This is a genomic window from Haloechinothrix halophila YIM 93223, from assembly GCF_000504245.1.
In the GTDB taxonomy this organism is placed as follows: Bacteria; Actinomycetota; Actinomycetes; order Mycobacteriales; family Pseudonocardiaceae; genus Haloechinothrix_A; species Haloechinothrix_A halophila.
The window spans coordinates 4609500-4629758 of the sequence record NZ_KI632509.1 but is presented as its reverse complement, the minus strand read 5'-3'; the positions used below and the strand labels follow the sequence as shown (position 1 = coordinate 4629758).

Below are 20259 nucleotides of genomic sequence, written 5' to 3'. Positions count from 1 at the left end.
AGACGTGACAGAACTACGAGTTGCCGACGCGGGCGAGCGGGAGAACCTTGCCGCGTTCGTCGCCCGCGCCGTGCGCCTCGACGGGCAGGCTGTCGTGCGATTGCGGCAGCGGGACGCGACACCGGGCGTGCTCGATGCGTGGACGATAACGCCGTTCGACGTCCTCGCCACCAGGGGTGTGCGGGGTGATATCGAGCCGCGTGACGTCACGGTGTCCGGCAACGAACTGCTCGCCGCACTGACCGTGGCCGGTGGCGAGCGGATGGACCCCGGGCCGTCGCGAGACCTGCTGTGGCGCTCTGATCTGCCGACGTCCGGAACGTGGCAGCACGTGGAGGACTTGCCGACGTCGGTCGTGACCGAGGTGACCGAACGGGGCGTCGACGTCGCGCGGGACAACGTCGGTCCGCAGGGCACCCCGCCCGCCTCGCTGCTCGACCAGCCGGTGCTGACCGTCAGCAATGACAACGTCGACCTCAAGGTGCAGCTGCGGTGCCTGTTCGCGCTGTCCGGCATGGGCTTCACCGGCACTAGCGGCGAGGGCGCTGGTGGCGTCGTGGGGGAGAGTGTTGAGGACGGCTCCGACGAGGGCGACGCCGCAGCGGGGGAGGCGGCGACCAGCGACGTTGTGCGTGTCAGCGCCACCGACTCCTGGCTGCGCATGGACGCCCGGTACGGCGCCGTGCTCCGCCGCAGGCATGCCCTGCTGCCGCTGGTGTTCTAAGGGAAGGTCCTCGCACCCCTCACCCAACCGCATCGACCATACGTTCGAAGAATGTCGGTGCCTCGCGCTAGCGTTCCGGCATGCCTTCACAACTGCACGAAGTGCTGGTGGCGTTGTTCCACGAACGCCCAGCGCTCGCCGCAGAGTTGTTGACGGGCGCACTGGGGGTGCCGGTGCCGGAGCACAAGGGGGTACGACTTGAGTCGTGTGAACTGGCCGATGTGACGCCGACCGAGTACCGCGCGGACGCTGTCGTTGTTCTCACGGACGGTGATCAGCCGGTACTGGCCGTCGTGATCGAGATTCAGCTCGGGCGGGATGGTGGCAAACGCTGGTCCTGGCCCGTCTATCTCGCCACGCTCCGCTCCCGGCTGCGATGTTCCGTAGCGCTCTTGGTGTTGTGCTCGACAACGAGAGTCGCTGATTGGTGCGCCGCGCCTATCGACCTTGGCCATCCGGGATGGGTATTGCGGCCACTGGTGGTCGGTCCAGACCGCGTGCCAGTGGTCACCGAGCCTGAGGATGCCGAGCGCAGTCCCGAACTGGCCGTGCTTTCGGCCATGGCGCATGGCGCGGAACACACTCATGGCGAGAAGGTGCTGTCCGCGCTGCTCGCTGGCTTACGAAACATCGATGACGAACACCTGACGCGCTACCATGATCTCGTGCTCGCGGTGCTCCCCGAGGCTGCGCGCGCTCGTTTGGAGGACATGATGACGGCTGGAACCTACGAATACCAGAGCGACTTCGTCCGTAGGCATGTCAACCAAGGTCGTGCCGAGGGACGCGTCGAGGGGCGTGCCGAGGGTGAGGCGAACGCCCTGCTCGCGCTGTTGGCCGCGCGCGGCATTGACATCACCGACGAGGCGAGGACGCGCATCACCAGCTGCACCGAGCTTGACCAGCTGGACGCCTGGATCCGTCGAGCCGTCGCCATCGACACCGTGGACGAGCTCTTCGCCTGACGATGCCGAGCGGCACAACGCACACGTGGTTGGCGTAGCCGCTGCGCGACCTACGCCAACCACGCGGCCGTATCCGACGGCAGCTTGCCGTCGACGAGCGGGGCGCTGGCCAGCAGCACGTCGCCCGGCGGCAGGTCGACCAGTGAGCCTGAGGTGTTCAGCACGCACACCAGGCCGGACTCGTCGTCCTCACCGCTGAGGTCGGCGCGGCGGAACGCGAAACACCCCGCGGGCGCGCCGTACCACTCGACACTGTCACCGCTGAACGCCTCGTGATTGTGGCGTAGCTCGATCGCGGCTCGGTACAGCGACAGCGTTGAGTCCGGGTCCTCCAACTGCGCCTCGACCGTGCGGTCCGCCCATGTAGCGGGCATCGGCAGCCACGTCTGCTCGCTGGTGGAGAAGCCGAACGGCGGCGCGCTGCCCTCCCACGGCATCGGCACCCGCGCCACGTTGCGATCGGGGTCGCCGTTTGCTCGCGCACGCGGATCGTGGCCGGTGCCCGGGGGTAGTTCGACGTTGTCGAGCCCCAGCTCTTCGCCGTTGTAGAGATACGCCGCGCCCGGCAGTGCGAGCACGACCAGCATCATCGCCCGCGCGCGTCGCAGTCCGGCATCCCCGCCGCCGTAGCGGCTGACCTGCCGCCACACGTCGTGGTTGCCCAGCGCCCATGTCGGGGGAGCGCCGACCCGATGCGGCGCCGCCAGCGAGCGATCGATCGTCGAGCGCAGCGTGTCGGCGTCGAAGTGCGTCAGCGCGAGCCGGAAGTTGAAGCCGAGGTGCAACATGCCCGGCTCCAGGTAGCGCGCGAGCAGGTTGTCATCGAAGGTCCACAGCTCGCCGGTCGCGATCGTGCCGGGGTAGTCGTCGAGCACTGACCGGAAGAACGCGTGGATGTCGGCAAGACCCTCGTTGTCGAACCGGGGATCGGCGTAGTCATGCGGCCCGATGGTCTGCGCCGCACGCGGGTCCATGTCGGGCAGGCCGTCCGGTTTGGCCAAGCCGTGCGCGACGTCAATACGGAACCCATCGACACCCCGGTCAAGCCAGAACCGCATGGTCCGCTCGACGTCCTGCCGTACCTCGGGATTACGCCAGTTCAGGTCGGGCTGCTCCGGCGCGAACAGGTGGAGGTACCACTGGCCGTCCTCGACCCTGGTCCACGCGGGACCGCCAAAGACACTGACCCAGTTGTTGGGCGGCCGCTCGCCGTAGTCCCCGGTGCCATCGCGGAAGATATAGCGCTCGCGCTCGTGGCTTCCCGGCCCGGCGGCGCGGGCCGCGGTGAACCAGGGGTGCTGGTCGCTGGTGTGGTTCGGTACGAGGTCGATGGTGACCTTGATGCCGTGCTCGTGTGCCTCGGCAAGCAGGGCGTCGAACGTTGCCAGGTCCCCGAACAGGGGATCGACATCACGCGGATCGGTGACGTCATAGCCGTTGTCAACCATCGGCGACCGGTAGAACGGCGTCAGCCACAGTGCGTCAACACCCAGCAGCTCAAGGTAGCCGAGCCGGGAGCGCACTCCCTCGAGGTCACCAACTCCGTCGCCGTTCGAGTCGGCGAAGGACTGCACGTATACCTGGTAGAACACCGCGTCGCGCCACCACGGCGCTGATGTCGCCGCGGCGTCGTGTTCTGCCGCGTGGGCCTCGCTTCTCACCCCTCGTCCCATAGCTGGCTATCCTGCCATCCGGTCCCGACACGATCGCAGCGCGGTTGCCGGGAGTCGTTGACTGGCTACACCCAGCTGTTCATGAGGCTGTTGGCCGCCATTTCCAGGTATGACCACAGCTGCTGCCGGTAGGGCTCCTCCAGGCCGGCCTCATCGACGGCGATCCGCATACAGCGCAGCCAGGCGTCCCGTTCGATCGGGCCGATGGTGAACGGCGCGTGCCGCATCCGCAGCCTGGGGTGACCCCGCTGGTCGGAGTAGGTGTGTGGGCCACCCCAGTACTGCATCAGGAACAGTCGCAGCCGTTCCTCCGCTGGTCCGAGGTCCTCCTCGGGGTAGATCGGCCGGAGCACCTCGTCGTTGGCGACTTCCTCGTAGAACCGTCCGACAATCTTGCGGAAGGTTTCCTCGCCGCCGACCGCGTCGTAGAACGTCTCCGGCGCCTGCTCAGTGCTCACGTTCACATCCTGCCTGTTATCGGAACCTTGGACCAACCATGTGTTGGCCGATTACTGCGTCGTCTCGCTGCCGAGTAACAGCGGCAGCGGGTTCTCGAACCCCGCGTCGGACAGCGCGGCGAGGATCTTGCCGCGCAGGGTCCGCTGCACCGCCCACTGCTTGCCCGGTCGTACCTTGAGGGTGAGCCGGATGTAGACCGCCTGCACTGTGATGTTGTCCACGCCAAGCAGGTTGGGCTGCTCAAGGGCGTCCTCCGACACCGGCGGCTCGCTGGTGACCTCGGTCGCGGTCTGCGAGATGAGCCTGGTGGCGTGCTCGATGTTGGCGCTGTGCCCGAGCGGGATGTCGATGACGGCGACCGAATGGTCCTGGCTGAAGTTGCCGACACGCATGATCTCGCCATTGCGGACATACCAGACCGTGCCGTCCAGCGCGCGCAACGTGGTGATGCGCAGCCCGACCGTCTCCACGACACCGATGGCCTCGCCGAGGTCGACGACGTCGCCGACGCCGTACTGATCCTCGACCATCATGAAGATCCCGGACACGAAGTCCTGCACCAGGTTCTGCGCGCCGAATCCGAGGGCGACACCGACGATGCCCGCCGACGCGATCAGCGGCCCGACGGAGATGCCGAGCTCAGCGAGGATCTCGATCACCGCGATGCCGAACACGAGGAACGTGGTGATCGACTTCAGCACCGCCCCGATGGTCTCGGCGCGTTGCCTGCTGCGTTCGATCGTCTCGACGGAGGGCGGACCGTTGATGCGATTGCGCAGCGGCCGGAGCAGCGCCGGCTGCTTGCCGTCGCCCGTCGCCCTGGTGAGTTTGTCGATCAGTTTCTTGATGAGGAAACGGATCAAATACGCGATGAGAAGGGTCAGGATGATCTTGAGTGGCTTGGCGACCAGCCAATCCGCTGAAACGGCAAGCCACTCATTGCCAGTCAGCCGGTAAACTTGCTGGCACCAGGTTCCGTGTTCGGATGCGCAGTCAGGTGCGCTAAGCAGCGGTAGCACAGCGTGGCTCCCCGTTCCTTGTCCATTGGTCTCGTTGTTGCAACGCTGTCTCGTAACACATCCTGAATAGGACGTGCTTTTCAGGTGTAATCGTGGTCGACTATGCCTGCACGACACCCTAGGCGGTCGGCCATGACGGGTATCGAAGGCCACGTCCGGTCGTCGCCTGGGTGTGGATGCTCGCGACACGCTGGAGGTAGCCGAGTGCCGGACCGACATCCGATACCGATAGGTAGCCCCGCCCATGCTTCGGACACAGCGATGGGCGGGGAGATGGCGACCATGCCGCCGCCCGCACGACGCAATCGGCGCCCAGGGCGCATCGCGCGCGGGCACGCCCGCAGACTCGGGCGCGATCATAGCGGCACCGCGCCTGCCTTCGGTCGCAGTCGTGTCCTGCTACTGAATGCCACATTCGAACCGTTGACCGCACTGTCGTTGCGCCGTGCCGTCGTGCTCGTGGTGTGCGGCAAGGCGGAAGTCGTGCACGGCGATCCGTCCGGGCTGCTGCTGCACTCCGCGACGGTGACCGTGCCGGTCCCCTCGGTGATCCGGCTCAACAACTACGTCCGCGTGCCCTATCGCGGTATGGTTCCGCTGACCAGGGCGGGGCTGATGCATCGCGATCGGTATCGATGCGCCTACTGCGGTGCCAAGGCCGAGACGATCGACCACGTCGTGCCGCGGAGCCGTGGCGGACAACACACCTGGGAGAACTGCGTAGCCTGCTGCACCAGGTGCAACCACCGCAAGGCCGACCGGCTGCTGAGCGAGATCGGCTGGACGTTGCGGATGCGGCCGCAGGCTCCGCGCGGGCCGTACTGGCGGCTGCTCGCGCAGGTGAACGACGCCGATCCGGAGTGGCGGCTTTACCTCGGCGACGCCGTGGCGTGAGGCGGGTGGTTGATCGACTCTGCTGTCGTGCCATACGTCAGCGGACGTGCCATGACGTCCCCTTGTTCGCCGTCGGCCGTACCGGCGGGCGGCGGTGCGACGTGCGTTCGGTACCGTACGCATGTGAGCGTGATCGAAACCATCCTGGTGTTCGTGGTGATCCCCGCCGTGATCTACGGCCTGCTCGGCGTGCTGTCGATGCGGTCGAAGTTCGCTGCGACGCCTCGATACAGGCCGGGGCAGGAGTGGGACCACCCACCCGTCTGGTGGAGCGCCAACCCGCAGGGGCTCGACACCACCCGCACGCATGCGGACGCCGGTGACGAGGAAGCCACCCCGGTAGGAGGTTCCAGTGGGCGCTGGTGAGTTGACAGCTGACAGGACGCGGTCGCAAGGCGATCAGGAGCTGGAGCCTGGCTCCGTCGTGACGCTGTCCGGCAGGGTCTCCGCGGCCAAGATGTATGACCCGAATACGCCCAAGGGGCCGTTCACCGCGACTCAGCTCGCGCGGCTCGACGAGGCGCTGACGCTGGCCAGCAGGGACACCGGACTCGACTTCAGTGTCTACATCGGTGCGCTCGGCAAGGACAGCCGTGCCGAGGCGGAGAAGCTGTTCCGCCGCATCGGCCCGCGTGGCAGGGAGTCGGTGCTGATCGCTGTCTCGCCGGGCGAGCGTGTCGTCGAGCTGGTGACGGGCGAGATCGCCGAGCAGCGCCTGTCGAAGCGCGGCGGCAAGCTGGCTGTGATGAGCATGGTCGCGTCGTTCAAGGAAGGCGACCTCATCGGCGGGCTGGTCAGCGGCCTGCGGATGCTGGACGAGCAGGCCGGTTCCCCCAGGGAGTAAGCCCCACGCCGCTGACCGATCAGCGGCACCCCGACCAACGAGAACGCCCCGCCGGACGCACCCGAAGGTGCACCCGGCGGGGCGTTTGTCGTGATCGTTATTCCTGGTCGAACTCGCGGGCGGCTAGCGCCCGGACTATTCCGGCGCGACCCTCGCTGACCAGCCTCCGCAGCGCGGCGGGGTGGTCGCCGTCGAGCCAGGTGTCCGCGGCTTCGATGCTGGCCTTGTCCACCGACCACGATGGATACATCCCCACCGCGACCGGCTGCGCCCGCTCCGATGAACGCCGCTGCCACACGCCGTCGATCTCGGCGAAGTAGCGTTCCACGTACGGCTCAAGCAAGTGCTTCTGCGCCGGGTGGCTGAATCCGGTGATGACCTCGTCGTTGATCGCGTTGGGTAGCACGTCGTCGTGCACCGCCCGCTGCCACGCCAGCTCCTTCGCCTCCGGCGTCGGCCGCAGCGCACGTGCCCGCTCGGCGTACCGTTGGCCGGTCGAGGTGTTGTCCCGGGCAAGCTCGGCGTCGATCTCGGCATCGGCCGCCCTGCCGTGCGCCACCAGCGCGAACAGCAGGCGCCACCGCAGGTCGGTGTCCACCGTCAGGCCGGGCAGCTGCTCCGAGCCGTCCAGCAGCCCGCCGACCAGCTTGAGCGCGTCGTCACCGAGCACTGAATTGGTCAGCGCGTTGACGAACGCGAGTTGGTGATCTGAGCCCGCTTCGGCCGACCGCGCCAGCTCCACCAGCCGCGCGGTGAACGACGGCCAGCCGGTCTCGTTCGCCCAAGACGGCGTCGCGTACGAGTTCAGTGCCGCCTGTGTCTGCAGCAGCACCCGCTGCACGACGCCGACCTCGGCCTCGGCGTGGATGCCCCGGTTGACCAGCGTGATGAAGTCGCGCGCCTTCAGCTCGGCTTCGCGGGTCATCTCCCACGCCGCCGACCAGCACAGCGTGCGCGGGAGCGGCTCGTCGATGTCGGCGATCCTGTCCACCAGCGTGGCCAGCGACGCCGGGTCGAGCCGCATGGCGCAGTAGGTCAGGTCGTCGTCGTTGACCAGCACCAGTTTGCCTCGTGGCACGCCGACCAACTCCGGCACCTCGGTGCGCTCGCCGCTGACGTCGAGCTCCTCGCGGTGGATGCGCACGAGCTTGCCGCCGGACTCCGGCGTCTCGTCGTAAACGCCGACCGCGACCCGGTGGGTGCGGCACTCGCCCTCGCCTGGTGTGGCGCCGCCCTGCAGAATCGCGAACTCGGTGAACCGGCCCTCGTCGTCGACGCGGAACGACGGCCGTAGCGAGTTCAATCCCGTCGTTTCCAGCCACTGCGCGCTCCACCACGACAGGTCCCGCCCTGAGGCCTCCTCCAGCGCGGCGAGTAGGTCGGCCAGCGTGGCATTGCCCCATGCGTGCCGGTCGAAGTACACCTTCAGCCCGGACAGGAAGTTCTCCTGCCCGACGTAGGCGACGAGCTGCTTGAGCACACTCGCGCCCTTGGCGTAGGTGATGCCGTCGAAGTTGACCTCGACCGCCTGCAGGTCGGGAATGTCGGCGGCGACCGGGTGCGTCGACGGGAGCTGGTCCTGCCGGTAGGCCCAGGACTTCTCGATGTTGGCGAAGCTGGTCCAGGCGTGCTTGTACTCGGTCGCGCCCGCCTGGCTGAGCACGCTGGCGAAGGTCGCGAACGACTCGTTCAGCCACAGGTCGTCCCACCAGCGCATGGTGACCAGGTCGCCGAACCACATGTGCGCCATCTCATGGAGCACCGTCTCGGCGCGCCGCTCGTAGGCATACCGGGTGACGCGGCTGCGGAAGACGTAGTCCTCGCGGAACGTCACCGCGCCCGCGTTTTCCATCGCGCCCGCGTTGAATTCCGGCACGAACAGCTGGTCGTACTTGCCGAACGGGTAGGTGACACCGAAGTTCTCGTGGTAGAAGCCGAAACCCTGCTTGGTCTCGGTGAACAGTCGGTCGGCGTCCATGTGCTCGGCCAGCGACGCGCGGCAGTAGATGCCAAGCGGGATCGTGGTGCGCTGGTCGGAGAACTCGTCGCGCCACTCCGCGTACGGCCCGGCGATCAGTGCCACCAGGTACGTCGAGATGCGCTCCGACTCTGCGAACACCGTGCGCACCGCGCCTTCGGGCGTCGTCGACGTCGACTCGACCGGCGCGTTGGAGATCACCTTCCAGCCCTGCGGCGCGGTCACCGTCAGCCGGTACACCGACTTGAGGTCAGGCTGGTCGAAACAGGCGAACATGCGCTTCGCGTCCGCGGTCTCGAACTGGCTGTAGAGGTACACCTCGCCGTCGACTGGGTCGACGAATCGGTGCAGGCCCTCGCCGGTGTTCATGTACCGGCACTCGGCGTGCACCGTGAGCTCGTTGTTCTTCGCGAGGTTCGGCAGCCCGATGCCGTTGTCCTCGACGTAGTCCGAGACGTCGAGCGCCGCGCCGTTGAGGGTGGCCGAATGGACCCCGGAGCCGACGATGTCGACGAACGTCGACGTGCCAGGCTCGGCCGCGGTGAACGTGACGGTGGTCTTCGAGTCGAACGACGTCTCGCCTGGGGCGCCCGCCCCATCGGTGAGATCGAGTTCGATGTCGTAGGAAGTCACGTCGAGCAGCTCCGCACGGCGGATCGCTTGCTCCTGCGTCAGATTAGGGGCGGCCACTACTACCTCAGCTGAGTTGGGTTCCGGGTCGAATCACTGCACGCATCAAATCATGAAGTGTGGCGTCCTCGCGCCAACGCGGGGAACAAGTTCGCCATTGTCTTGGTTGGGCACGAATAGTGAACATAACTCGGTTGACACCGACAGAAGGAGAGAATGCCGTGGCGCCGACGAAGGTGGAGATCTACGTCGATCCGTTGTGCCCGTTCGCCTGGATCACGTCCCGGTGGCTGCTTGAGGTTGAGCAGTTGCGCGACATCGACCTCAGGTTCGGTGTGATGAGCCTGACGCTGCTCAACAAGGAGCGCGAGAACCTATCCGACCATTACCGCGAAATGCTGGACCGCGCCATGGGGCCAGTGCGGGTCGCCATCGCCGTCGAGCAACAGCTCGGACAGCAGGGACTGCGGGACTTCTACCTGGCGTTCGGCATGCGCAAGCACAATAAGGGCATCGACGATCAGGCGCTGGTCATCCAGGAGGCGCTGGCTGAGGCCGGTGCGCCTGAGCTGGCCGACGCGGCGACGTCGAGCGAGTACGACGACGCGTTGTCGGAGAGCCACCACCGCGGCATGGACCCGGTCGGCCAGGACGTCGGCACCCCGACCATCCACGTCGATGGCGTGGCGTTCTTCGGGCCGGTGCTCGGCTCGGTGCCGCGTGGCGAGGACGCGGTGAAGGTGTTCGACGGCGCCAGGCTGCTCGCGGGCTACCAGGACTTCTTCGAGCTCAAGCGGACCCGCACCGGCGAGCTGAACTTCGACTGACCACCTCGGCCAGCCGCGAGTCGCGCCTTATCGGTCGCGAGTCGCACCGAAATTCGCGCGAGTTTCACCGTGTTGGCCGCGAGTCGCACCGTCCGGTGGTCACGGCGTTGGGCACGGCGCGGAACCCGCGCTGTGCGGCTCGCCCAAGCCGCAGGGCGAGCGGCTCAGGCGTGCGATTCGTGTGCCATTGTTGAGATGACCCGCATCGAGGACAAGGAGGCCCCATGGCCGCGCCCGCGACCACTCGTACCGGACATCTGATCAACGGCAAGACCAGTTACGGCGACGAGAACGACGTCATCGAGGTCCTGAACCCGGCGAACGAACAGGTCATCGGGACGGTTCCGGTGGGAACCCAGGCTGACGTCGACGCTGCGGTCGCTGCGGCGCGTGCGGCGTTCCCCGCGTGGGCGGACACGTCAGCTGAGGAACGCGCCGCCGTGGTGCGCAGGATCTCCGAGGGCATCACCGCCCGCCGCGACGAGATCGCGCGGCAGATCAGCGCGGAGGTCGGCGTCCCGATCACGTTCGCGACCAAGGTGCAGGCAACGCTGCCAGCAGCGACGTCGGCCGGGGTCGCTGACCTGATCGCGTCCGGCGAGTTCCGCTTCACCGAAGAGATCGGCAATTCGCTGATCGTGCGGGAGCCGATCGGTGTGGTCGGCGCGATCACCCCGTGGAACTACCCGCTGCACCAGATCATGGCCAAGCTGGCGCCCGCACTGGCGACCGGCTGCACCGTCGTGCTCAAGCCGAGCGAGGTCGCACCGCTGAACACCGGCATCCTCGCGGAGATCATCGCCGAGGCGGGGGTGCCCGATGGCGTGGTCAACATCGTGCACGGCACCGGGCCGGTCGTCGGGGCGGCGATCGCCGAGCACCCTGACGTCGACATGGTGTCGTTCACCGGCTCTACTCGGGCTGGCCGGGCGGTCTCGGCGGCGGCGTCGGAGACGATCAAGCGGGTCGCGCTCGAACTGGGCGGCAAGTCTGCCAACGTCATCCTGGACGACCTCGACGAGGCCGGGCTGACCAAGGCGGTCAAGCTCGGTGTCGCCAACGCCTTCATCAACGGCGGCCAGAGCTGCAACGCCTGGACGCGAATGCTGGTGCCCGCGTCCCGGCATGACGAGGCGGTCGAGCTGGCGATCGCGGCAGCGGCCAAGTACGTGCCCGCGGACCCGGCAGACTCAGCGACCCGGCTTGGCCCGATGGTCAACGAGCAGCAGCGCGACCGGGTGGTCGGCTTTATCCGCGCGGGTGCCGAGGCGGGCGCGACGCTGGCCTACGGCGGCCCTGAGAAGCCGGACGACCTGGACGAGGGTTTCTACGTGCGCCCGACGGTGTTCGCCGGGGTTACCGAGGACATGCCGATCGCGCAGGAGGAGATCTTCGGGCCGGTGCTGTCGGTGATGCCGTACGACGACACCGACGACGCGGTGCGGATCGCGAACAACTCGCTGTACGGCCTGGCTGGCGCGGTGTTCTCCGACTCGGACGAGCGCGCGCTTGAGGTTGCCAAGAGGCTGCGTACCGGCCAGGTCGACATCAATGGCGGCGCGTTCAACCCGCTGGCCCCGTTCGGCGGCTACAAGCAGTCCGGTAACGGCCGCGAGTTCGGCGCCTATGGCATCGAGGAGTTCCTCGAGGTCAAGTCCATCCAGCGCTGAGGCCGTCGCGCATGCGAAGGTGTCGACCATGACTCGCTGGACGGACATGACTGGGGCCGCACGGGGCGCCGAGTACGCCTCCCGGTTCGCTGAGCTGGAAGCCAAGGGCACCGACGTGCATGGTGAGGCCCAGCTCTGTGCCTCCCTGGTTCCCGCTGGCGCGTGGGTGCTCGATGCGGGGTGCGGCACCGGTCGTGTCGCGCAGTGGCTGCACCGCAATGGGTACGAGTGCGTCGGTGTTGATCTCGACGAGGAGATGCTGGCCGAGGCTCGCCGCGCGGCGCCTGAGATCCGGTGGATCCAGGCCGACCTTGCTGCCCTTGACCTCGCTGGACTGGGGCTCGCCGGGGCCGTTGACCTGGTGGTGTGTGCGGGGAACGTGATCCCGTTGGTCGCCGCGGGTACGGAAGCGACCGTGGTTACCTCGCTGGCCGGGGCTCTTCGTCCAGGAGGGCTGCTGGTGGCCGGGTTCGGTCTCGATGCCGCGCACCTGCCACTCGACGAGGCCACGGTGACCCTGGCCGATTACGACGCCTGGTGCGCCGACGCCGGACTCAGCCTGCGACAGCGCTTCGCCACCTGGGACGGCGATCCGTACGACGGCGGCGGTTACGCCGTCAGCGTCCACCGCCGATGAGTTCGTCGCGCTGCCGGGCGACGAACGCGGCGTCGACCGGCTCGCCGTGCCCCGGCACGACGACGTCCGGGCGCAGCGCGAGGACGGCGTCCAGCGCGCGTGGCCACTCGGCGGGGTAGGCGTCGTCACCGACTGAGGGCGGGGCACCCTGCTCGACCAGGTCTCCGGCGAACACCACACCCGCGTCCGGTACGTGCGCCACGACGTCGCCCGCGGTGTGGCCTCTGCCGGGGTGACACAGCACCACGGTGCGCCCGCCCAGGTCGACGTCCATCCGGTCAGGGACGTCCGCCGTAGGGAGTACTACCCGCGCGACATCGAGGTCGGCCGCGAGATCGGGCTTGCCCTGCTCTCGGTAGTACCGCGTCCACTCGGCGCGCTGCGCTTCGGCGTCGGTGCGGATCGCCTCGCGGCAGCGCGAGTGCGCCCACACCTGGCACGGCGAGAACGTGGCGGTGCCGAAGAAGTGGTCCCAGTGCGCGTGGGTGATGACGACGTCCCACGGCAGTGGCGTGATCTCGCGGATCGCGGCGGCGAACGCCGCGCCGTGTACCTCGTCACGCCCGGTGTCGACCACGAGACATCGTTCGGTGCCGACGATCAGGCCAAGCGTCTGGTCGAGTTCGGCGTAGCGCCTCGCGTAGACGTCTTCGCCGAGTTCGATCCATCGTCCGTCCGCCACGGCGTGGAGCGTAGCGGCGGCGCGTAAGCCACCGCACACGACGCCAGTGCCGTCGCGCGAGCGCTCGAGCCGGATGGCAGACTTTCTGCCGTGCGCGTTTACCTGGGAGCCGACCACGCTGGTTTCGAGCTGAAGAACCACCTCGTCAAGCATCTGACCGAGCAGGGCCACGACGTCACCGACGTAGGCCCGCACGTCTACGACGCCGCTGACGACTACCCGCCGTTCTGCATCGAGGCCGCGCGCCGCGTCGTCGCGGACGAGGGCAGCCTCGGGATCGTCATCGGCGGGTCGGGCAACGGCGAGCAGATCGCGGCAAACAAAGTCGCCGGCGCCCGCGCCGGCCTCGCCTGGAGTGTCGAGACGGCGCGACTGACACGGCAGCACAACCACGCGCAGCTCATCGGCGTTGGCGCGCGGATGCACAGTACCGAGGAGGCGACCGAGATCGTCGACGCTTTCCTCGCCACGCCGGTCGATTCGGACGAGCGCCACACCCGCCGCGTCGCCCAGCTCACCGACTACGAGCGCACCGGAACCCCGCCGCCGCTGCCGACTGACTGACCTGCCGATGCCGGAGGGACACACGCTGCACCGGCTCGCCCGGCTGCACACCGAGCGCTACGGCGGGCACAAGGTGGCCGTGTCCAGTCCGCAGGGCCGGTTCGCCGCGTCGGCGGCGCTGCTCGACGGCACCGTGCTGACTCACGCCGACGCGCACGGCAAGCACCTGTTCCACCACCATGGCGAGCATGGCGTCGTGCACGTCCATCTGGGTCTCTACGGCGCGTTCACCGAGCAGCCGACGCCGCCAGCCGCGCCGGTCGGGCAGGTGCGGCTGCGCATCATCGGCCCCACCCATGCCACCGACCTGCGCGGCCCGACTCGTTGCGAACTGCTCACCGAAGCCGAGGTCGAGGCGATCACCGCGCGGCTCGGTCCTGACCCGCTGCGCGCTGACGCCGACCCGGATCAGGCATGGCGGCGCATCACGGCGTCCAAGACGTCCATCGCAGCGCTACTGATGGATCAGACGGTCCTGGCTGGCGTCGGCAACGTCTACCGCGCCGAGGTGCTGTTCCGGCACGGCATCCCGCCGATGACACCGGGCAAGTCGCTCACCGAGGCACAGTGGCACGCGATCTGGCACGACCTCGTGACGCTGATGCACGAGGGTGTGCGCACCGGCAGCATCGACACCGTCCGGCCCGAGCACCTGCCGGAGGTCACCGGCAGGGCACCGCGCGAAGACCGGCATGGGGGAGAGGTCTACGTCTATCGCAGGGCAGGCCACCCGTGTCACGTCTGCGGCACCGAGATCGCCAGCGCGGACCTGGTTTCGCGCAATCTCTATTGGTGCCCGAACTGCCAAGCCTGACACCTCATCGCGTCGCGACGGACGTCGTCAACGTGGCGTGCGCCACGTCGGCGTGCCGCCTGATCGCGTGTAGCGTACGGCGCAATGGGGGTGGCCCGGCCTGCGCCGGGTCGGCAGAGACCGCACAGCCGATACTCGGTGCAGGCACGAAGGAGAGGGGATCACCCCGGTGACCTCGAACGTAGTCACTGACGTAGCCACAGACGTCGCCACACCCGAAGCCACCCGCCCGCGACAGGGACCCAAGCCGATCGACGGTGAGAAGCGCCCGATGCCCGCGCACATCTCCGTGTATGCGTTCGCGATCGTGCCACTCATCGCCGTGCTCATCGCGGTGCCGATGATGTGGGGATGGGGCGTGAGTTGGCTCGACCTCAGCCTCGCCGCGTTCTTCTACACGCTGTCGATCCTCGGGGTCACGGTTGGCTTCCACCGTTACTTCACGCACGGCTCGTTCAAGGCCAAACGTCCGCTGCGGGTGGCGCTCGCGGTGCTGGGCAGCATGGCGGTGCAGGGCCCGGTTTTGCACTGGGTCGCCGACCACCGCAGACACCACGCGTTCTCTGACCGCGAGGGCGACCCGCACTCGCCGTGGCTGTTCGGCACGAGCCCGCTGGCGATCGTGCGCGGGTTCTGGCACGCCCACATCGGCTGGATCTTCCGCCGCACGCTGACCAATCAGCGGCGGTTCGCGCCTGACCTGCTCGACGACCGCGACATGCGGATCGTGCACCGGCTGTTCGGTCCGCTGACCATCGCCACGATGGTGCTGCCCGCGCTGATCGGCGGGTTGGTCACGTGGTCATGGTGGGGCGCGGTGACGGCGTTCTTCTGGGCGGGCCTGGTGCGTGTCGCCGCCGTGCACCACGTGACCTGGTCGGTGAACTCGATCTGTCACATGCTGGGCGAGCGCCCGTTCGCCGCGCGGGACCGCTCGGCGAACTTCTGGCCACTGGCGATCCTGTCCATGGGCGAGTCGTGGCACAACCTGCACCACGCCGACCCGACGTCGGCCCGCCACGGCGTGCAGCGCGGCCAGATCGATATCTCCGCGCGGGTGATTTGGGCCTTCGAGAAGCTCGGCTGGGCCTACGACGTCCGGTGGCCGCGCCCGGAGCGCCTCGCCAAGCTCAGCGCAGCGCGGTAGAGCCGCCGCGCGGCTCGACGTCCGAGCGGCTCGACGTTACTGGGCAGGATCAGAAGCCGCCGAGGTCTCCGCCGAACCCGCCGTCGAAGAAGCCGCCGCCCATGTCGCCACCGCCCATGTCGCCACCGGCGTCACCGCCCATGTCACTGGCCTCCATCGCGTCTTCCTGGCCCGCGTCGTTTCCGTCCTGCCACGCCTCGGCGCTCGGGATGCCAGCCATGCCGGAGAACATCGCGCTGAACATGAACACGGATGCCATCGTCCACGCGCCGGTGACCAGCGCGGGCTTCCACCACGGCTCGCTGTACCAGCCTTCAGGCACCGGCCTGCCCGCGACACGACCGCCGGGGTAGTAGTACGGCGTCGCCTGCCCCGGTTGTGGTGATGCGGCGTAGTGGTGGCCTTCGACGTCGACCTCGCGGTCCTCGGTCACCTTGCCCGCGCGGGCGCGGGCGACGTCGCCGGGCAGCGCGGGGCCGGGATCCATACCCATCGCGAGGCGCGCCGCCCGTACGTAGTACAGCCCCTCAAGCGCCGTGTCAGTCACCAGCTTGGCCTGCTGCACCGACTGTGCCTGCTCCAGCTGCGAGCCCGCCGCGTTGTAGCGCTCCGAGGCGTCCGCGATGGCTTGCTGCGACGCGACGTCGGTGCCGGTCAGGTTGAGCACCTGCCCGCCGAGTCGCTCCACCCAGCGCCGCGCGTCGGCCTTGGCGTCCTCCAACTCCCTGCGTCGGCGTTCCCGCTGCTGGCTGACGAGCACGAGCCCGCCAATGACGACGACGATCAGCAACGCGAGGAGGATGGCGGCTTCGGTCATGATGCGGCTCCTGCGGTCGGGCTTTGCTCCGGCGAGCGCTTGCAGGGACAACGTTACCGCCGTGCGTGACGTTCCTTCTGTGACACGGTGTCCGGATCGCAGGCATGGTCGCGATGGGCGGCAAGCGTGGTAGTGATCACTCATTTCGGGGGCTTTCGGACGTCTTGCGCCGCAGATCGCGGCGGTACGGTAGGCCCATGCCCAGGTCGGTGCGATCACGATTCGCGAAGACGAGGACGAGGACACCAGCAGCACTCGCCTCGCTGAACAGCGTGGCCTCGGAGCGCCTCGCCGACCTGCTGCAGGACGATCCGCAGTTCCGGGACGCCGCGCTCGAGGTCGGCTTGATCGACCAGCGCTGGCTGGAAGAACCCGGTGCGCGCCCGCTGTCCCGAGTCCCACCGGCCGAGGTCATGCGGCGGTTCTTGGAGCGTGCCGCCGAGCGCAGGCCGTCCGTTGTCACCCGCCTCGGGCTCACCACGGTGCAGGCGTTGTCCTCGCTGACGCGCTCGCCGAGGGCCGATGAGGCGGCGTCCACGGCCACCGTGGTGTTCACCGACCTGGAGGGCTTCACCAGCTACACCGCACGTCACGGCGACGACGCCGCGCTGACGCTGCTCGCGGAGCACTACCGCGTTGTTGGCCCGATCGTGCGCCGCTGGGGCGGCCGGGTGGTCAAGCGTCTCGGCGACGGCCTCATGCTGGTGTTCGACGACCCTGGCTACGCGGTGCGCGCGGCTGTTGAGCTGGTCGGGGCCCGGCCCGACGCGCTGCCGCTGCGCGCAGGGGTGCACCACGGCGCCGTCGTCGTCACCAAGGACGATCTGTTCGGGCATGCGGTCAACGTCGCCGCGCGCGTCACCGACCTCGCCAAGGGCGGTCAGGTGCTGGTCAGCGATGACGTCGTCGAGGCAGCGGGCGAGATCACCGGCGTGACGCTGTCCAAACGGGCCCGCAAGCGCGTCAAGGGCGTGCCGGAGACGGTGCTGGTGTATCGGGCCAAGGCTGTCGGGGGTCAGCCCTAGTATCTGCCTCGTCGAGCCCCATTCTCCAGCGCTCGCGGCACGTGACTAGACTAAACTTAGTCTTACCAGTACACTCGATATATGTCGACCAACGTCAACATTCATGAGGCGAAGACTCATCTGTCGCGCCTGCTTGAGCAGGTTGCGAGCGGTGAGCGGGTCGTGATCTCGAAAGCGGGGCAGCCGGTGGCTGATCTCGTGCCGCATCAGGCCGCGCGGGTCGTGTTTGGCGGGCTAAAGAACGAGATCAGCTACGACGATGCCGCCTTCGCTGAGGTGGACCCGGACATTCAGCGCATGTTCTACGGCGAGGACGATGCTGCTTCTCGATAGTCAGGCACTGTTGTGGGTTCTCGATGACAGCCCTCGGTTGGGCGCAACGGCGCGGGACCTGATCAGTTCGACGGATGGCGTACATGTGTCTGCGGCGACGGTGTGGGAGCTGACGATCAAGGCGATGCTAGGGAAGTTGTCGGTGCCCGCCGACTTGAGCGTCCGTCTTGTCGACCAGGGCTTCGTTCCGCTCAGCGTCACGGCAGAGCACGCGGAGGGTATCCGCGATTTCCCAGAGTTGACTCGTCACGACCCATTCGACCGGCTGCTTGTCGCGCAGGCGGACCGGGCTAGCCTGCATTTGGTGACCGCCGACCACGTGCTGCTCAAGTTGGAGCGCGACTTCATCGTTGACGCGACTGCCTGACATCGGTGGGTTACTGTGCCGATAGATACCAATCCGACCGAAAGGAAGCCGAACTGGCAGGTCAAGCCAGTTTGCCAGTCGACTTACTTTCGGTCTTCTTGGTAAGTGTCGCTGTCCGGACGGCGGTACGTCTGCGCCGGGTCAATCACCCGCGCGGCGTAGTTCGCTCAACCGGACGAGGCGGACATTGTCGCGCAACATCGCGCGGTAGGTTGATCGACTCACACCTGCGGGGATCGCGCGGGCTCCAGCGTGAGCGTCATGTAAACACTGTTCGGACTCGCACTGTAGTTGCCGAACGGCTCGCATGGCTCGAACCCAACGCTGGCGTAGAGCGCGCGTGCCGGAGCGAAGGCGGCCATCGATCCCGTCTCCAAGCTGATTCGCTCGAACCCACGCTCGCGCGCGACGTCGATGAGGTGCTCGACCATGCGCCGCCCGATCCCGCGGCCACGGGTGTCGCGTGTGGTGTGCATGGACTTCACCTCGGCGTGCCGATCGTCAAGTTGCTTCAGTGCACCCACGGCCAGCAGTTGCCCGCCGGATCGGCAGCTGAAGAATGTGATAACCAGATCCAACAATCCCTCGATGTCCAACGCGTGGACGTCTTCGGGTGGGCTGTGCTCGTTCGCGAACTCCAGGTGCTGCGTCAGCAGCGCGCGAACATCCGCGGCGCGCGGGTCGTCCGGCGCGATCTCGATCTCGGACACGACCGGAGTCTACGAATCGAGTAGCGAGCGCCGCATCCGGTTTCGCAGCGCGATGTAGTGCGATGCGCACCAGGGCCACAATGTCGGGGTGACAGGATTTGAACCTGCGACCCTCCGCTCCCAAAGCGGATGCGCTACCAAGCTGCGCCACACCCCGTGTCTGGTATAGAGCGGGCGACGGGAATCGAACCCGCACCACCAGTTTGGAAGACTGGGGCTCTACCATTGAGCTACGCCCGCACCCGGTCGTTGCCAACCGGCGCTACGACAGCTTAGCGGGTACGCCTAACGCTTTCTCGCACCGGTTCCCGGTGACCCCAGCCACCCGCCCATCACACCGCCGTGGTCGATGTTGACGCTGACCCCCTGCGGTAGCTGGCACACTAAGCACATGGCGTCGATGCCGGGCAGGCGAGATCGTCGTGGTTGACCGGGACCGGTTCCTGCGCGCAGGTCAGACGGCCTGGGCTGTGATCGGCATCGTGGTGGTCGCCGCTGGTGCCTACTACGCCCTGTCCTCGGTCGCGTTGCTCACCGTGCCGCTCCTGCTCGCGCTGTTCCCCGCAGCGGCACTCACCCCCGCCGTCGCGTGGCTGCACGCCCGCAAGGTGCCGCGATGGCTCGCCGCGGTGATCGCCGAGATCGGCGTGCTCGCCGTCATCGGCGGCCTCTTCGCGGTGGCGGTGCCGCTGTTCCTCGCCGAGTTGCCTTCGCTCATCAACTCGTTGACCCGCTCGCTCGACGAGCTACGTTCGCTACTCAAGGACGTTCCTGGCATACCGTCCGACACGAGCTGGCAGGCGGTTGGCGAGCGGCTGTTGCGGGTGTTCACCGAGGGTGACGGACTCGGTAGCGCGCTTGGCATCACCCGCAACGTCGTCGTCGCCCTCGCCGGGGTGGTGTTCCTCCTGGTCGCGCTGTTCTTCTTCCTGTACCAGGGGGAGTGGCTGGCACGCGGCGCGCTGCGGGTGCTGCCACCCGCCCGACGCGCGTCCGCCCTCGAGCTCGCCACGCGGATCTGGTGGACGCTTGGTGCGTACTTCCGGGCGCTGTTCTTCATCGCCGTTCTCGACGCGGTGCTGATCGGGGCCGGGCTCGCCATCTTGGGGGTACCGGTCGCGGTGCCGCTCGCGCTGCTCATCTTCTTCGGTGGTTTCTTCCCCTACATCGGCGCGCTGGTCTCCGGGCTGGTCGCGGTGCTGGTGGCGTTCGCCGATGCCGGCCTCGGCGTCGCGCTGATCGCCGCCGCGATCGTCGTCGGTGTGCAGGCTCTCGAGGGCAACGTGCTCGAACCGCTGATCTCCGGACGGTTGGTGCGGCTGCCCGCGTTCGTCGTGATCGTCGCGATCACGCTCGGTGGTGCGCTGCTGGGAGTCTTCGGCGCGTTCATCGCGGTTCCGGCCGCCGCGACGCTGGCCCGCGCCGGGGAGTTCGTCGCGGAACGTAACGAAGGGCAGTGACGCCGCCACCCCATGGAGCG

Annotated in this window: 22 protein-coding genes and 2 tRNA genes; 15 read left to right on the top strand and 9 right to left on the bottom strand. The window is 67.8% G+C overall.

What is annotated here, in order from left to right; all coding sequences use genetic code 11:
* Positions 1-4 precede the first annotated feature (4 nt).
* Both AMYHA_RS21090 and AMYHA_RS21085 read left to right on the top strand, forming a co-directional pair.
* Positions 5-724, top strand: coding sequence for a hypothetical protein (locus AMYHA_RS21090; RefSeq protein ID WP_034273840.1), 720 nt, complete (start codon positions 5-7; stop codon positions 722-724).
* A gap of 80 nt (positions 725-804) precedes the next feature.
* Positions 805-1689, top strand: coding sequence for a hypothetical protein (locus AMYHA_RS21085; RefSeq protein ID WP_034273837.1), 885 nt, complete (start codon positions 805-807; stop codon positions 1687-1689).
* Positions 1690-1739: 50 nt separating this feature from the next.
* Here the strand turns inward: AMYHA_RS21085 and AMYHA_RS21080 are convergent, their stop codons facing one another.
* The 3 genes from AMYHA_RS21080 to AMYHA_RS21070 all read right to left on the bottom strand — a co-directional run bounded on the left by AMYHA_RS21080 (position 1740) and on the right by AMYHA_RS21070 (position 4840).
* Positions 1740-3362, bottom strand: a complete 1623-nt coding sequence (locus tag AMYHA_RS21080) for a glycoside hydrolase family 13 protein (protein ID WP_084037412.1) — start codon at positions 3360-3362, stop codon at positions 1740-1742.
* 65 nt (positions 3363-3427) lie between these two features.
* Positions 3428-3820, bottom strand: a complete 393-nt coding sequence (locus AMYHA_RS21075; protein WP_034278248.1) for a globin — start codon at positions 3818-3820, stop codon at positions 3428-3430.
* A gap of 51 nt (positions 3821-3871) precedes the next feature.
* Entirely contained in the window at positions 3872-4840 is a 969-nt protein-coding gene (locus tag AMYHA_RS21070; protein WP_034273835.1) for a mechanosensitive ion channel family protein, read from the bottom strand.
* Between the two features lie 396 nt (positions 4841-5236).
* Between AMYHA_RS21070 and AMYHA_RS21065 the strand changes: the two genes are divergently transcribed.
* The 3 genes from AMYHA_RS21065 to AMYHA_RS21055 all read left to right on the top strand — a co-directional run bounded on the left by AMYHA_RS21065 (position 5237) and on the right by AMYHA_RS21055 (position 6578).
* Entirely contained in the window at positions 5237-5734 is a 498-nt protein-coding gene (locus tag AMYHA_RS21065) for an HNH endonuclease (RefSeq protein WP_034278246.1), read from the top strand.
* A gap of 123 nt (positions 5735-5857) precedes the next feature.
* Positions 5858-6100: an aa3-type cytochrome oxidase subunit CtaJ gene (ctaJ, locus tag AMYHA_RS21060; protein ID WP_034273832.1), complete on the top strand. Its 243-nt coding sequence runs from the start codon at positions 5858-5860 to the stop codon at positions 6098-6100.
* Positions 6087-6578, top strand: a complete 492-nt coding sequence (locus tag AMYHA_RS21055) for a DUF5130 family protein (RefSeq protein ID WP_034273830.1) — start codon at positions 6087-6089, stop codon at positions 6576-6578. The genes ctaJ and AMYHA_RS21055 overlap by 14 nt, the downstream gene beginning before the upstream one ends.
* Before the next feature lie 97 nt (positions 6579-6675).
* Here AMYHA_RS21055 and pepN read toward each other — a convergent pair whose 3' ends face one another.
* Complete coding sequence (gene pepN / locus AMYHA_RS21050) at positions 6676-9246, bottom strand: aminopeptidase N (protein ID WP_034273826.1); 2571 nt, start codon at positions 9244-9246, stop codon at positions 6676-6678.
* A gap of 161 nt (positions 9247-9407) precedes the next feature.
* On the opposite strand from pepN, the gene AMYHA_RS21045 reads away from it, so the two are divergent.
* The 3 genes from AMYHA_RS21045 (at position 9408) to AMYHA_RS21035 (ending at position 12320) form a co-directional block, all read left to right on the top strand.
* Entirely contained in the window at positions 9408-10013 is a 606-nt protein-coding gene (locus AMYHA_RS21045; RefSeq protein ID WP_034273824.1) for a mycothiol-dependent nitroreductase Rv2466c family protein, read from the top strand.
* Between the two features lie 224 nt (positions 10014-10237).
* Positions 10238-11683 carry an aldehyde dehydrogenase family protein gene (locus tag AMYHA_RS21040; RefSeq protein WP_034273822.1) on the top strand — a complete coding sequence of 482 codons (1446 nt, stop codon included), beginning with the start codon at positions 10238-10240 and terminating at the stop codon, positions 11681-11683.
* A gap of 28 nt (positions 11684-11711) precedes the next feature.
* Entirely contained in the window at positions 11712-12320 is a 609-nt protein-coding gene (locus tag AMYHA_RS21035) for a class I SAM-dependent methyltransferase (protein ID WP_034273819.1), read from the top strand.
* Here the strand turns inward: AMYHA_RS21035 and AMYHA_RS21030 are convergent.
* Positions 12301-13002: an MBL fold metallo-hydrolase gene (locus AMYHA_RS21030; protein WP_034278244.1), complete on the bottom strand. Its 702-nt coding sequence runs from the start codon at positions 13000-13002 to the stop codon at positions 12301-12303. The two genes, AMYHA_RS21035 and AMYHA_RS21030, sit on opposite strands and share 20 nt — an antisense overlap.
* Before the next feature lie 90 nt (positions 13003-13092).
* Between AMYHA_RS21030 and AMYHA_RS21025 the strand changes: the two genes are divergently transcribed.
* From AMYHA_RS21025 to AMYHA_RS21015, 3 genes are all read left to right on the top strand, one after another.
* Positions 13093-13566 (top strand): ribose-5-phosphate isomerase, encoded by a 474-nt coding sequence (locus tag AMYHA_RS21025; protein WP_034273818.1) that lies wholly within the window; start codon positions 13093-13095, stop codon positions 13564-13566.
* 7 nt (positions 13567-13573) lie between these two features.
* Entirely contained in the window at positions 13574-14380 is an 807-nt protein-coding gene (locus AMYHA_RS21020; protein ID WP_034273816.1) for an Fpg/Nei family DNA glycosylase, read from the top strand.
* Between the two features lie 169 nt (positions 14381-14549).
* Positions 14550-15527, top strand: a complete 978-nt coding sequence (locus tag AMYHA_RS21015) for an acyl-CoA desaturase (protein WP_034273814.1) — start codon at positions 14550-14552, stop codon at positions 15525-15527.
* Between the two features lie 49 nt (positions 15528-15576).
* Here AMYHA_RS21015 and AMYHA_RS21010 read toward each other — a convergent pair whose 3' ends face one another.
* Positions 15577-16344, bottom strand: a complete 768-nt coding sequence (locus tag AMYHA_RS21010; protein WP_034273812.1) for a hypothetical protein — start codon at positions 16342-16344, stop codon at positions 15577-15579.
* A gap of 197 nt (positions 16345-16541) precedes the next feature.
* On the opposite strand from AMYHA_RS21010, the gene AMYHA_RS21005 reads away from it, so the two are divergent.
* From AMYHA_RS21005 to AMYHA_RS20995, 3 genes are all read left to right on the top strand, one after another.
* Positions 16542-17369, top strand: coding sequence for an adenylate/guanylate cyclase domain-containing protein (locus tag AMYHA_RS21005; RefSeq protein ID WP_169732961.1), 828 nt, complete (start codon positions 16542-16544; stop codon positions 17367-17369).
* Between the two features lie 81 nt (positions 17370-17450).
* Positions 17451-17702 (top strand): type II toxin-antitoxin system Phd/YefM family antitoxin, encoded by a 252-nt coding sequence (locus AMYHA_RS21000; protein ID WP_034273810.1) that lies wholly within the window; start codon positions 17451-17453, stop codon positions 17700-17702.
* Entirely contained in the window at positions 17686-18069 is a 384-nt protein-coding gene (locus AMYHA_RS20995) for a type II toxin-antitoxin system VapC family toxin (RefSeq protein WP_034273807.1), read from the top strand. The genes AMYHA_RS21000 and AMYHA_RS20995 overlap by 17 nt, the downstream gene beginning before the upstream one ends.
* Positions 18070-18290: 221 nt before the next feature.
* Here AMYHA_RS20995 and AMYHA_RS20990 read toward each other — a convergent pair whose 3' ends face one another.
* The 3 genes from AMYHA_RS20990 to AMYHA_RS20980 form a co-directional block, all read right to left on the bottom strand.
* Positions 18291-18779: a GNAT family N-acetyltransferase gene (locus AMYHA_RS20990; RefSeq protein WP_051400146.1), complete on the bottom strand. Its 489-nt coding sequence runs from the start codon at positions 18777-18779 to the stop codon at positions 18291-18293.
* An 83-nt stretch (positions 18780-18862) separates the two neighbouring features.
* Positions 18863-18936: transfer RNA gene (locus AMYHA_RS20985), tRNA-Pro, on the bottom strand.
* 12 nt (positions 18937-18948) lie between these two features.
* Positions 18949-19019: transfer RNA gene (locus AMYHA_RS20980), tRNA-Gly, on the bottom strand.
* A gap of 182 nt (positions 19020-19201) precedes the next feature.
* Here AMYHA_RS20980 and AMYHA_RS20975 point away from each other — a divergent pair.
* Positions 19202-20239: an AI-2E family transporter gene (locus tag AMYHA_RS20975; RefSeq protein ID WP_051400145.1), complete on the top strand. Its 1038-nt coding sequence runs from the start codon at positions 19202-19204 to the stop codon at positions 20237-20239.
* The last annotated feature ends 20 nt before the right edge of the window (positions 20240-20259 follow it).